Source organism: Peribacillus muralis, from assembly GCF_001439925.1.
GTDB lineage: Bacteria > Bacillota > Bacilli > Bacillales > DSM-1321 > Peribacillus > Peribacillus muralis.
Genome location: NZ_LMBV01000044.1, coordinates 1 through 13,126 on the forward strand (window position 1 = coordinate 1; position 13,126 = coordinate 13,126).

Annotated in this window: 13 protein-coding genes, 1 other RNA gene and 1 other annotated feature; of the genes, 10 read left to right on the plus strand and 4 right to left on the minus strand. The window is 42.2% G+C overall.

The annotated features are described in order from the left end of the window. Positions 1–143: 143 nt before the first annotated feature. Entirely contained in the window at positions 144–1,109 is a 966-nt protein-coding gene (locus ASU00_RS23405; RefSeq protein ID WP_057915846.1) for a YaaC family protein, read from the minus strand. Positions 1,110–1,221: 112 nt separating this feature from the next. Between ASU00_RS23405 and guaB the strand changes: the two genes are divergently transcribed. The 3 genes from guaB (at position 1,222) to serS (ending at position 5,814) form a co-directional block, all read left to right on the plus strand. After that, complete coding sequence (guaB, locus tag ASU00_RS23410; protein ID WP_057915847.1) at positions 1,222–2,685, plus strand: IMP dehydrogenase; 1,464 nt, start codon at positions 1,222–1,224, stop codon at positions 2,683–2,685. A gap of 173 nt (positions 2,686–2,858) precedes the next feature. Further along, positions 2,859–4,178, plus strand: a complete 1,320-nt coding sequence (locus ASU00_RS23415) for a D-alanyl-D-alanine carboxypeptidase family protein (RefSeq protein ID WP_236712826.1) — start codon at positions 2,859–2,861, stop codon at positions 4,176–4,178. A 68-nt stretch (positions 4,179–4,246) separates the two neighbouring features. Continuing rightward, positions 4,247–4,472, plus strand: a binding site (T-box leader). 64 nt (positions 4,473–4,536) lie between these two features. Then, positions 4,537–5,814, plus strand: coding sequence for a serine--tRNA ligase (serS, locus tag ASU00_RS23420; protein WP_057915848.1), 1,278 nt, complete (start codon positions 4,537–4,539; stop codon positions 5,812–5,814). Between the two features lie 439 nt (positions 5,815–6,253). On the opposite strand, the gene ASU00_RS23425 is transcribed toward serS, so the two are convergent. The 3 genes from ASU00_RS23425 to ASU00_RS23435 form a co-directional block, all read right to left on the minus strand. Continuing rightward, the gene (locus tag ASU00_RS23425; RefSeq protein ID WP_057915849.1) at positions 6,254–6,925 is read right to left on the minus strand and encodes a deoxynucleoside kinase; all 672 of its coding nucleotides are present in this window, start codon (positions 6,923–6,925) and stop codon (positions 6,254–6,256) included. After that, complete coding sequence (locus tag ASU00_RS23430; protein ID WP_057915850.1) at positions 6,903–7,562, minus strand: deoxynucleoside kinase; 660 nt, start codon at positions 7,560–7,562, stop codon at positions 6,903–6,905. Before ASU00_RS23430 ends, ASU00_RS23425 begins: the two co-directional genes overlap by 23 nt. 177 nt (positions 7,563–7,739) lie before the next feature. Continuing rightward, a complete protein-coding gene (locus tag ASU00_RS23435; protein ID WP_057915851.1) occupies positions 7,740–8,285 on the minus strand; it encodes a cysteine hydrolase family protein in 546 nt (181 codons plus the stop codon). A 140-nt stretch (positions 8,286–8,425) separates the two neighbouring features. Here ASU00_RS23435 and tadA point away from each other — a divergent pair, with 140 nt between their 5' ends. The 7 genes from tadA to ASU00_RS23465 all read left to right on the plus strand — a co-directional run bounded on the left by tadA (position 8,426) and on the right by ASU00_RS23465 (position 12,795). Further along, the gene (gene tadA, locus ASU00_RS23440) at positions 8,426–8,923 is read left to right on the plus strand and encodes a tRNA adenosine(34) deaminase TadA (RefSeq protein WP_269085358.1); all 498 of its coding nucleotides are present in this window, start codon (positions 8,426–8,428) and stop codon (positions 8,921–8,923) included. A gap of 125 nt (positions 8,924–9,048) precedes the next feature. Further along, an RNA gene (ffs, locus tag ASU00_RS24860) (signal recognition particle sRNA large type) lies at positions 9,049–9,313 on the plus strand. 182 nt (positions 9,314–9,495) lie between these two features. Then, positions 9,496–11,184: a DNA polymerase III subunit gamma/tau gene (gene dnaX / locus ASU00_RS23445; RefSeq protein WP_057915853.1), complete on the plus strand. Its 1,689-nt coding sequence runs from the start codon at positions 9,496–9,498 to the stop codon at positions 11,182–11,184. 21 nt (positions 11,185–11,205) lie between these two features. Next, positions 11,206–11,523 carry a YbaB/EbfC family nucleoid-associated protein gene (locus ASU00_RS23450; protein ID WP_057915857.1) on the plus strand — a complete coding sequence of 106 codons (318 nt, stop codon included), beginning with the start codon at positions 11,206–11,208 and terminating at the stop codon, positions 11,521–11,523. A gap of 60 nt (positions 11,524–11,583) precedes the next feature. Continuing rightward, on the plus strand, positions 11,584–12,180 hold the full coding sequence (recR, locus tag ASU00_RS23455) for a recombination mediator RecR (RefSeq protein WP_034316264.1): 597 nt from the start codon (positions 11,584–11,586) through the stop codon (positions 12,178–12,180). A 20-nt stretch (positions 12,181–12,200) separates the two neighbouring features. Continuing rightward, the gene (locus ASU00_RS23460) at positions 12,201–12,419 is read left to right on the plus strand and encodes a YaaL family protein (RefSeq protein ID WP_057915854.1); all 219 of its coding nucleotides are present in this window, start codon (positions 12,201–12,203) and stop codon (positions 12,417–12,419) included. 112 nt (positions 12,420–12,531) lie between these two features. Continuing rightward, on the plus strand, positions 12,532–12,795 hold the full coding sequence (locus tag ASU00_RS23465; protein WP_057915855.1) for a pro-sigmaK processing inhibitor BofA family protein: 264 nt from the start codon (positions 12,532–12,534) through the stop codon (positions 12,793–12,795). Positions 12,796–13,126: the final 331 nt, after the last annotated feature.

Consider the following 13,126-nt stretch of genomic DNA (forward strand, 5'->3'; position numbering starts at 1 on the left):
GGCAGTTAAGCTCTTCAGCGCCGATGGTAGTTGGGGGTCTCCCCCTGTGAGAGTAGGACGTCGCCAAGCCATTATAAAAAAGATCAGCCAATCTGGCTGGTCTTTTTTCGCATTGGCGGACCGTTGCTAATTAGCCTGCATGATCAACAACCGATTCGTTCGGATTTCAACCATTCGAATATTAGCGATGGTACCTTAGCTTGGCTTATTTTAAGGAATTGCGCAATGCAGGGGTAATCATCATTAGGCATGGTTTTCAGCAGTTCTGCCCACCATTCAGTTTCATAACGAGCTATTATACTAAGATTATAAGAGATTAAATAATGTATCAAAATTTCAGGTAATGAAAAGGCCGGCGAATCCTTATTGAGCGATAGCATAAACCTTCCTTCTTGAAGGTTATAACGAATTGGAGAAGAGGCATTATGCATTAAACTGCTAGCAGGTTTTAGTAGGATGATTCCAGAACCGTCGCTAATATGGTACATTTGATTTGTTTTGGATTTTAAAAATTCCTCCAATCGGCTGCTGGACATTCGGTATTTATCCAATACGGATTGCGGTAATTGAAATCCATCTGCAGTTTGCAAGAGTGCGATGAAGTTTTTCTGGGGGGTAACCCATGAAGCATTATGCATATCTGGGATTTCCTTTAAGAGCGTCCCCATTGAATATTTTTCTCCTTCGAGATGCCTGATCCGGAACATTTTCTCGGAAATACAGGTGAAAAGGCCATTTTTTTGGGTTTTCACTTCGTCTTTTAAAAACTCGTATTGCTGTTTTTTTCTTTTTCTTGTCGTGACTCCATGCGCAAGTAACGAAGTCGATTCAGGATAGTTAGGATCAATCGTGAGCAGGCATGCCTTTAGCAGCTGAGCAAACCCATAAAAGCAGAGAATTGGCTGTATCGATAGCGGAGCTATGGCAGCCTGATTATAATAAGTTTTGGCATGTTCCAGGTGATATATGAATGGATAACAATTTTCGTAACTCTTCATTTCTGCATCTGCAATTTTTTCATGATTGTAACATTTTCGTAAAAAAAGTTGTGAGGAAGATGCGGAAAAAAAAGGTGTATATTTATCGAAATTATCATTGTTTTCAGGCATTGCAGCCTCTCCTTCAAATTAATAGAATAATCTAACATTTAATTGCCTTCTTGACAGTAGTATGTCCTATTGATAACCTACAAATAATATTTTTAAGCAGGAGGGGAAAATAATGTGGGAAAATAAATTTGCAAAAGAGGGTTTAACCTTTGATGATGTCCTATTAATTCCAGCGAAATCAGAGGTTTTACCGAAAGATGTTAATCTTCAAGTCAGTTTAGCCGAAAATTTAAAGCTTAACCTTCCTATCATCAGTGCAGGAATGGATACCGTGACGGAGGCTGAGATGGCCATTGCCATGGCTCGTCAGGGCGGACTGGGCATCATTCATAAAAATATGTCGATTGAAGCACAGGCTGAGCTAGTCGATAAAGTAAAGCGTTCGGAAAGCGGCGTTATTAACGACCCGTTTTTCTTAACTCCAGATCATCAAGTCTTTGATGCAGAGCATTTAATGGGCAAATATCGAATTTCCGGTGTACCGGTCGTTAACAATTTTGAAGATCGAAAGCTTGTTGGTATCATTACTAACCGTGACTTGCGATTTATTTCCGATTTCTCCTTGAAGATTTCCAGTGTCATGACGGTAGAAAATCTTGTGACAGCGCCTGTGGGAACTAACCTGGAACAAGCAGAGAAAATTCTTCAAAAATATAAAATCGAAAAGCTTCCTCTTGTAGATGACCATGGTGTTCTTAAAGGTCTCATTACGATCAAGGATATCGAGAAGGTCATCGAGTTCCCTAACTCGGCTAAAGATAAGCAAGGAAGATTACTTGCAGGTGCTGCTGTCGGCGTGACCAAAGATACGATGAAGCGTGTAGAAATGCTTGTTAAATCCCACGTCGATGCAATTGTCCTTGATACTGCCCACGGTCACTCAGCTGGTGTCCTGGATGTGGTGAAGGAGATTCGTGAGACATTTCCTGAATTAACGATCATTGCCGGTAACGTGGCAACTGCGGAAGGAACGAAAGCATTGATCGAAGCGGGAGCCGACGTTGTGAAGGTTGGAATCGGACCTGGGTCAATCTGTACGACTAGGGTTGTAGCCGGAGTAGGTGTCCCTCAAATCACGGCAGTCTTCGATTGTGCGACGGAAGCAAGAAAATATGGTAAAACGATCATCGCCGATGGCGGGATAAAATACTCTGGAGATATCGTTAAAGCGCTAGCGGCAGGCGGACATGCAGTCATGCTCGGCAGCATGCTTGCCGGTGTAACTGAAAGCCCTGGTGAAACGGAGATCTTCCAAGGTCGTCGCTTTAAAGTATATCGCGGCATGGGATCTGTAGCGGCCATGGAAAAGGGTTCTAAAGATCGTTATTTCCAAGAAGATAACAAGAAATTCGTTCCTGAAGGCATAGAAGGTCGCCTTCCATATAAAGGACCATTATCCGATACCATCTTCCAACTGCTAGGTGGCATTCGCTCTGGTATGGGATATTGCGGGACAGGTTCATTGGAAGAGTTGAGGGAAAACTCCCAATTCGTGAAAATGACTGGTGCCGGATTAAGAGAGAGCCATCCTCATGATGTCCAAATAACTAAAGAAGCACCGAACTATTCCTTGTAATACATTTAACATCTAATCGTCATTGAAATTTATTGTGAAAATAGACAGAGTCCTCGATTACTCTGTCTATTTTTTTTATTTTTTCTGTGATAAACTAGACAAGGTGTCAAGGGAATTACATAAAGATTCTTCTTTGTTATAGAGATTAGCTTAAAAGTTGGAGGTATTTGAAATTGAAAAAAATCAGCAAGATTACCCTCATTTTCACTTTTGTTTTTGTTCTTGTTATGTCGCAATTTGCCTATCAACCGGGGGAAGCTGCTGCTGAATCTGATAATTTAGGTTTAAAAGCTGAAGCAGCCATCATAATTGATGGAAAAACGGGTCAAATCGTGTACGAAAAAAATGCCGATAAAGTATTGGGTATTGCTTCCATGTCAAAAATGATGACTGAGTACATCATAATGGAATCAATCAAAAACGGGAAAATCAGTTGGGATCAAAAAGTAAAAATCAATAAGTATGTGCACGATCTATCAAAAGCACCGAATCTGTCGAATGTTGGTTTGACGGAAGGTGAGGATTATACAGTTAAGGAACTCTATCAAGCTATGGCTGTCTATTCGGGAAATGCAGCGACAGTGGCTTTGGCACAGTTAGTTTCCGGAAGTGAAAAGAGTTTCGTTAAATTAATGAACGAAAAAGCTAAAAAATTAGGCTTGAAAAACCATAGATTCGTCAATGCCAGCGGATTGAATAATACCGATCTATTAGGTGAATACCCTACTGGCGGTGCAGATGATGAAAATGTCATGACAGCAAAGGATACGGCTCTACTTGCTTATCGTTTAATCAACGATTATCCTGAAGTTTTAAAAATCGCCAGTATTTCTAAATTGAAGTTTCGTGATGGAAAAGAATATCCGAACTTCAACTGGATGCTGCCAGGCCTGATATTTGAATACAAAGGTGTGGATGGGCTGAAAACGGGATCGACTGAATATGCTGGTTATGGCCATACAGGAACGGTTATACAGAATGGTCAACGCTATATCACGGTCGTCATGAAGTCCACTAATAAAAATGAACGTTTTGCCGATAGCACCAAGCTGATGAACTATGCGTATTCAACCTTCAAAAAGGAAAAAGTCCTTCCAGCGAAGTATCAGGTGAAAGGGAAAGAAACCCTTTCAGTTGTTAAAGGGAAGGAAAAAAGCATCAAGATCGAATCAGAAAAAGCAATCGAGCTGCTAGTTGAAAATGGCGGCAAAGATAACTATAAAACCGATCTAGTTATTGATAAAAACAAATTGGACGAAGCTGGTAAGCTAACGGCACCAATCAAAAAAGGTGAGAAGCTCGGCTACATCACGGTCACTCCCAAAAAGGGTGAGGATTACGGATACATTACCGGCAATTCAACGAAAGTTAATGTTGTAGCTGCCGAAACGGTAGAAAAAGCAAATTGGTTCGTATTATCGATGCGGGCAGTTGGCGGATTCTTCGGGGATGTCTGGAGCAGTGTAGCTTCTACTGTAAAAGGCTGGTTTTAATAATCGTGTATAAAAGTGTTGCGTAATGTATAAAATTATAGTACATTATGGAAAACAATCTGATATAAAGAAAAGCAATGACAGGAATCAGTAACAACTATTTCTTTCTGAAGAGAGCCGGTGGTTGGTGGAAATCGGTGTGAGAATTTTGTGAATCCCTCCTGGAGCAGAGTATGGAAAGCCTTTTTAGGTCAGTAATTACTCTCGGTTAAAAGCCGTTATCTTGGTAAGTGGTAGGCGATTTTCATATGCCTTCAACTAGGGTGGCAACGCGGGTTAACTCTCGTCCCTTCTTTAGGGGACGGGAGTTTTTTGCGTTCTTTTATAGATCATAAAAGTAATAAGGAGGAACTAAAAGATGTTGGATTTAAAATATGTCAGAAATAATTTTGAAGAAGTAAAACGAGTATTGCAATTCAGAGGAGAAGATTTAACCGATTTAGGTAAATTCGAGGAGCTTGATGTGAAGCGCCGCACGCTAATTGCCGAAACAGAAAAATTGAAAAGCAAAAGAAATGAAGTGTCACAGCAGGTGGCCGTGCTAAAAAGGGAGAAAAAAGATGCGGATCAGTTGATTGCCGAGATGCGTGAAGTTGGCGATCAAATCAAAGGGTTCGATGATGAGCTTCGTGGAGTGGAAGACCAATTAGGCACGTTATTGCTGTCCATCCCGAATATCCCTCATGAAAGTGTGCCGGTGGGCGAGACGGAAGATGACAATGTCGAAATCCGCAAATGGGGCGAAGTGCCGGAATTTAAGTTCGAACCTAAACCGCATTGGGATGTAGCTGGAGATCTAGGCATCCTGGATTTTGAACGGGCAGCAAAGGTAACTGGGAGCCGATTTGTTTTTTACAGGGGCCTAGGTGCTCGATTGGAGCGTGCGTTAATTAGCTTCATGCTTGATCTTCATGTCGAAGAACACGGATACGAGGAAATGCTGCCACCATATATGGTTAACCGTGCAAGCATGACCGGAACTGGTCAATTGCCTAAATTCGAGGAAGATGCTTTTCGGATTGAAAGCGAAGATTACTTCTTGATTCCTACAGCTGAAGTACCAGTGACGAATTATCACCGTGATGAAATCATGAGTAGCGACGATCTGCCAATCAGCTATGCGGCATACAGCGCATCTTTCCGCTCTGAAGCAGGATCTGCCGGACGAGATACCCGCGGGCTGATTCGTCAGCATCAGTTCAACAAGGTTGAATTAGTGAAATTCGTGAAGCCGGAAGATTCTTATGCAGCGTTGGAGACCCTTACCGGTCATGCAGAAAAAGTCCTGCAATTGCTGGGTCTACCATATCGAGTGCTGAGCATGTGCACAGGCGATCTTGGTTTCACGGCTGCCAAGAAGTATGATCTCGAGGTTTGGATCCCGAGCTATGGTACGTATCGTGAAATCTCCTCTTGCAGTAACTTTGAGGCATTCCAGGCTAGACGGGCCAATATTCGCTTCAGACGTGATGCAAAAGGAAAACCGGAGCATGTCCATACTTTAAATGGCTCTGGTTTGGCGATTGGGCGTACAGTGGCAGCTCTTTTGGAGAATTATCAGCAGGAAGATGGCAGTGTAATCATTCCTGAAGTATTACGTCCATATATGCGCGGTGTGGAAGTCATTAAACCGTAAACTTCTCCCAACCAAAGGAATCAGCCTCTTTTTTTAGAGGCTGATCATCCTTTTATTTCCGCTTAAAATTATTTCAAAAAAATGTTCGAGAATTCTTGACTTTGATTTTATTTCGATGTATTATAATAAATGTTGATACGGAGGTATACCCAAGTTCGGCTGAAGGGATCGGTCTTGAAAACCGACAGGGGAGTCAAATCCCGCGGGGNNAACTTATTAATAACCACAGCGCATAAATTGGATATCGATGAATCCCGTTACAGAAATGTAACGGGATTTTTGTTTTCTACTATATTATTTGCCTGCCCTTATGAATAGTCATTATTGACTTGAAAATGGGTGGTGCTTAAGTCTTCCTACGAACCGACCTATGACTCGCAGCCAAAAAAGCACCTCGTTATCATTAGGTTTCATCTAATGATAACGAGGTGCCATTCAATTATCTATTTCGCAATAACCTGGTTTGCTCCATATATTCGGCAATTCGCTTTATCAGCGGTTCAATGCTTGCTTCATCCTGCATGAGGTCATATTCATTTATGTTCAAGCGAAGGACAGGGCATGCATTGAATTGATCGATCCATTCTTCATATCGGCCATGCATCTCTTGCCAATATTCAATGGGCGTATGCTGCTCCATCGGTCTTCCCCGTTCTTGGATCCGTTCAAGGATATCGTCCAGTGAGCCTTCAAGATAAATCAGCAAGTCAGGATGTGGGAAGTAGGGAGTCATTACCATCGCATTGAAAAGGCTTGTGTAAGTCTCATAGTCCACTTCGTTCATTGTTCCTTTTTCATAATGCATTTTTGCAAATATCCCAGTGTCTTCATAGATGGATCGGTCTTGGATGAAACCTCCCCCATATTCAAAGATTTTTTTCTGCTCTTTAAAACGTTCAGCGAGGAAATAGATTTGCAGGTGGAAACTCCAACGATTAAAATCATCGTAAAACTTATCGAGGTAGGGGTTCGTATCAACCTTTTCAAAGGATGTCCTGAATTGCAGGGCATCTGCCAATGCATTTGTCATGGTCGATTTTCCTACGCCAACCGTCCCTGCTATCGTAATGACGGCGTTGTTTGGAATATTATATTTCTTTCGTAAGTTCATTTGACTTTACTCCTTTTTGCAGGGCATTCTCAATTTGTTTGATTATCGTGTTCAAATCATCCTTGTTCCCGACGAAATCCAGTTCATCGCCGTTAAAGGTAAGAACAGGTATGTCAGGGTGTTTTCTCTCGAATGTTTCCATGAATGTCTGATAATCGGCAGATAACTGCTCTAAATAAATGGACGAGATGTTTTTTTCGACTTCACGACCCCTTTTATCGATTCGAGAAAGAAGTGTATCGAGGCTTGCGTGTAAATAAATAACCATATTAGGTTTGGGCATATCCCGTGTTAAAATATTGAATATTTCAAGGTATTTATCATATTGTCCGTTTTTTAACGTTTGCTCAGCAAATATCAAGTTCTTGAATATATGGTAATCAGCTACCACGGCTTGGTCATCCGTAAGGTACATTTTTTCGATATCTTCCAATTGTTTATATCGGTTACAGAGAAAAAACATTTCTGTTTGAAAGCTCCACTCATCAATATTGTCATAGAATTTCCCTAGAAATGGATTTTCATCTACAATTTCCTTCAATAACGAAATGTGAAAGTGATTTGCTATAAATTTTGCCAGTGACGTTTTTCCCACGCCGATTGGACCTTCGACTGTGATAAATGGGGTGGATTTCATCCAATCTGTCCTCCTTCGATGAGGTATCAACTGCAATTCCCAGTTTATTAGGTTTTTCAGCCAAGAGATATTGTATCACAGACTCGGGACTTTAGTGATATTTTTGTCAGGTTAATAATGAAGGAGAATGCAAGAGTGTTTAACGGGGGCTTCGGAAGGTGGGATTACTACCTTTCCTTATTCGTCCCCGCACCTTCTGATGGAAGCCTTGAGGACGTGGTCCATCATCTTTAAGGCGTAATTGTTATCTTCTTTTGATGCTGATGCGATGCAATCTTCGGGTATCCATAATTGATATTCCCGCATATAGGCATCATTGGCCGTAAATAGCACGCAAATGTTGCCGGCGATGCCTGTGATGATCAAGGTCTTTACCTTCAAGCGTGTGAGCAGTGTGTTGAGAGCTGTCCCATAAAATGCAGAATGCTTCGGTTTGATGAGAAAAAACTCATCCTGCTGTGGCTTTATCCTTTCGATTAATGGCGCGTTGCCATCATTTTTACATCTTTCGATTATTTTATCGAAATCGGCCTGCCATAAATCATAATGATCATTAATATAGATGATCGGGCAGCCTTTTTCTTTCATCTGCTTTTTCAACTTCAAGATCGGATCGATGATAAGCTCGGTATGTTCAAGGAGCATATCTCCGTGCTTGAACTGAAAATCATTGATCATATCAATGATGAGCAAGGCGAAGGACGATGATTTGTGTCGATTCATGTTATATCCTCCTTATATTGTGAGAATTTACTTGCGGCTCGTATGCAGCTTGCGTTACTATTCATTAGAATAAGTAGTATGACCTTTATTTTGTCTTTTATTTGTCTGTTTACTCCTACTTAATATGAGGGGGTTTTTTTATCAAGGATGATGTGTATTACATGAATTTAGCCTTAGACGAAGCGAAAAAGGCACAGGCGTTGAATGAAGTCCCGATTGGTGCCTTAATCGTAATAAATGATCAAGTCGTTTCGACGGGTCATAACCTGAGGGAAACGGAACAGAATGCAACGGCGCATGCGGAGCTGCTTGCGATTAATGAAGCGTGCCGAAACACTGGCAGCTGGCGTCTTGAGGACGCAACTTTGTATGTAACTCTCGAACCATGTCCCATGTGTGCAGGGGCAATTCTACAGTCCAGAGTAAGGCGGGTCGTTTTTGGTGCATTTGATCCAAAGGCAGGCTGTGCCGGTACGTTCATGGATTTGCTCCAGGATCAACGGTTCAATCATCAATGTGAGGTAACGAGCGGTGTATTAGGAGAAGAATGCGGTGGGATATTGACTGCTTTTTTTAAAGAGCTCAGGAATCGCAAGAAGGCTATGAAAAAGGAAAAGGCATTTAAGAGTATCGAATAAAATAAATGTACCCGCCTTTTCCATTTGGACTTAACCGATCAATGAAGAACACTTGCGTTTTTTTTGTTACCTTAGTATAATGAATTATGCGTCGTTAAGACGCTTGAAAATTGGTATTACATTTGCCGTGCTAGACGGGGAGGTAGCGGTGCCCTGTACTCGCAATCCGCTCTAGCGAGGTTGAATTCCTTCTCGAGGTTAGCATTCTGTAGGGCCTGCCTTAAGTAAGTGGTGTTGACGCCCGGGTCCTGCGCAATGGGACTCCATGAACCATGTCAGGTCCGGAAGGAAGCAGCATTAAGTGGAAGTTCTCATGTGCCGCAGGGTTGCCTGGGCCGAGCTAACTGCTTAAGTAACGCTTATGGCTGCTAATCGACAGAAGGTGCACGGCAGTTATTTTACATAATCAAAAAACTCATTCGTAGCGAGTGGGTTTTTTTTTGCGCCAAGAAAGTACACGGATTGGCGTTTCTTAAAAAAAGAGTCGTTCCATAATTTTCGATATAGACTTTGAAATTAAGGAAATCAGTAATGTATAATGTAAAAGATGGAGAAAACAAGGAGGGATTTCCGTGGGGTATCAAGCATTATACCGGGTGTGGCGGCCACAACAATTCATTGATGTAGTCGGGCAGGAACATGTAACCAAAACGTTGCAGAATGCCTTGCTCTCCCAGAAGGTTTCGCACGCCTATTTATTCTCCGGTCCACGAGGAACAGGGAAAACAAGTGCTGCCAAAATTCTCGCCAAAACAGTGAATTGTGAGCAAGCCCCGACGAGTGAGCCCTGTAACGAATGTGCTACCTGCCGCGGAATCACTGATGGCTCCATATCAGATGTGATAGAAATTGATGCAGCATCCAATAATGGTGTCGAAGAAATCCGTGACATTCGTGATAAAGTAAAATATGCACCGAATGCGGTCACATTTAAAGTTTATATCATTGATGAGGTACATATGCTTTCGCAAGGGGCCTTCAATGCGCTGCTAAAGACATTGGAAGAGCCTCCAAAGCACGTTATTTTCATTTTGGCGACGACAGAGCCGCATAAAATTCCGCTGACGATCATTTCACGTTGCCAACGATTCGATTTTAAAAGGATCCAGCCGCAGGATATAGTCGGCAGGATGTCACAGATCATTGCGGAAACAGGCGTTTCATGTGATGAACAAGCCTTGCATATCATAGCCAGGGCAGCTGAAGGCGGAATGCGTGATGCACTAAGCCTGCTTGATCAAGCGATTTCCTTCAGTTCAGAGACTGTAACGGTGGAAGATGCATTGACGGTCACCGGTTCCGTTTCGCAGGCGTTTTTAAGTCGGCTGGCAAAAGCGATATATGATAAAGAAGTGGCAGTGGCCCTTGAGGTTCTTGAGGAATTGCAGGCAATGGGAAAAGACCCGGCCAGGTTCATCGAAGACATGATTTATTACTTCCGTGACATGCTTTTGTATCAAACTGCACCAGCTCTGGCAGAGTCCTTCGAGCGAGTATTGATAGATCCAAAATTTAAAGAATTGGCAGAATTGATAGCTTCGGAAACGATTTACTCCATTATTGAGAGTTTCAATCAAACTCAGCAGGATATGAAATGGACAAACCATCCAAGAATTTTCCTTGAGGTGGCGCTGGTAAAGCTATGCAATGAGCAGCGAACGAATCCATTCGATAATGGCCAGCTTCAGCAATTGCAGCTGAAAATTGAGGAGCTGGAGTCGAAATTACTGGAAATGCAGAAAAATGGCATCCCCGCGGCCATGACTGATAAACCTGCAGAACAGCCGAAAACGCAAAGGTCCGTAAAAAAAGCGTATAAAGCACCTGCCGGCAAGATCAATCAAGTTTTGAAACAGGCTACGAAGCAGGACCTTAATACCGTCAAAAGCAAGTGGGGGGAAGTGCTCGAACAGTTAGGCATACAAAACCAAAAGTCTTTGGCAGCTTTATTGTCTGAGGCGGAACCTGTTGCTGCGTCAACTGAAGCTTTTGTGGTAAAATTCAAATATGATATCCACTGCCAAATGGCAATGGAAAATAACCGTTTCGTAGAAGTGATTGCCTCGATCATGCAGCAGTTGACAGGTCACCGAATGGAGATAGCCGGTGTTCCCGAGAGTCAGTGGCAAGGGTTGCGGGAGGACTTCATTTCAACACAGCAGCTTGACGGTCCAGAAGAAACGGATTCAAAAGAAGAAGACCCTTTTATCGCAGAGGCTAGAAAATTAGTTGGCGATGATTTACTCGAAATTAAAGAATAATTGGAGGTTTGGAAAATGGGTATGCGTGGCGGTAATATGCAAAATATGATGAAACAAATGCAAAAGATGCAAAAGAAGATGGCGGAAGCACAAGAAGAACTAGGTGAAAAAAAGATTGAAGGCACTGCAGGCGGCGGAATGGTAACGGTATTCGTGACAGGCCATAAGGAAATAGTCGATGTCATCATCAAGCCGGAAGTTGTCGATCCTGATGATATCGATATGCTTCAAGACTTAGTGCTGGCTGCAACTAACGATGCCCTTAAAAAGGCTGATGAACTGACAAACCAAACGATGGGACAATTCACTAAAGGGATGAACCTTCCAGGTATGTTTTAAGCAAGTTTAAAAGAAACTTCCTTTCAGGAAGTTTCTTTTGAAATTTTTAGGAGGAATTCGATGCATTATCCAGAACCAATTTCCAAGCTCATTGATAGTTTTATGAAATTGCCGGGGATTGGGCCAAAGACGGCTGCGCGCTTAGCCTTTCATGTACTGAGCATGAAGGAAGATACTGTTTTGGATTTTGCAAAAGCACTCGTGAACGCTAAGCGGAATCTCATGTATTGTTCAGTCTGCGGCCATATTACAGATCAAGATCCCTGTTATATCTGTGAAGATCAAAAAAGGGATAGAAGCCTGATTTGTGTTGTTCAGGACCCAAAAGACGTAATAGCAATGGAAAAGATGAGAGAATTCAATGGTTTATATCATGTACTGCATGGCAGTATTTCACCGATGGACGGAATCGGTCCGGAAGATATAAATATTCCTGATTTATTGAAGCGGCTGCAAGATGAAACGGTGCTGGAGGTCATTTTGGCGACGAACCCTAACATTGAAGGTGAAGCGACCGCCATGTATATTTCGCGGCTGCTTCGGCCATCGGGGATCAAAGTAACCCGCATAGCCCATGGTCTCCCTGTTGGCGGGGATTTGGAGTATGCGGATGAAGTGACGCTATCAAAAGCAATAGAAGGAAGAAGAGAAATATAAGATAGCTGGGAGGACTTCACTTGTTCTTTCGAAAAAAAAAGAGGCTTCGAAATGAATTCAATGAGTCATTGATGAAAGAGCTGGAACAATTGAAATGGAATTGGCATAACCAAAAGTCACTGCTTGAAAAAAGCGTGGATCCATCCGAGGAAGTAGTCGCTCAGGCGAGACTCGCGGAAGTGAAATATTTCTATTTGTTTAGGGAAGTAAAAAGAAGGAACGTCCGCATTAAAAGATGATGCGGGGATGGCTATGAAAGCTTGTGCTTCATAGCCATTTTTTTTGGATTAAGTTCTTATTCCATTCATCTCTTCATATAAGTGTAGTACAAGCTTGCGGGGAGGAATGGAATTGGAACCTGTTGTCTTTGTTGCCATCATTGGCGGCCTGATCTTAATGTTGCTCATTATCGGGGCGCCGCTAAGACCTGTCCGGTTGATCGGACAGGTAATGATTAAAATCATTATTGGGGCAGCCTTTTTGTTCTTCTTGAATACCCTTGGGAATCAAGCGGGCATTCATGTACCCATCAACCCAGTTACCTCGGCAGTGGCGGGCCTGTTAGGAATTCCGGGAGTTGCAGCGTTGGCCGCCATTGAGTATTGGGTCATTTAATAGGTTTGCTTCGGTACCATTTCAATGAAAACCTCAGGGACATTCCCATGGGGTTTTTACCTATGTTTTTCATACAATAAATGTTTTTTAAAAAAACATAATATAATCATTGACGGAATCAAATCAAGCTGATAATATATTAGGAGTCGCCAACAACGACAGCATTACATAAACTACTGATCGAAAAACAATGTTGAAATAAACGTTGACATTAGATTCGATAGATGATAAGATAACAAAGTCGCTTACGAAGTAACGACAAAAATTGCTCTTTGAAAACTGAACAAAACAAAGCGCCAACGTTAAATTTTAAGTGAGCACACACTATTAA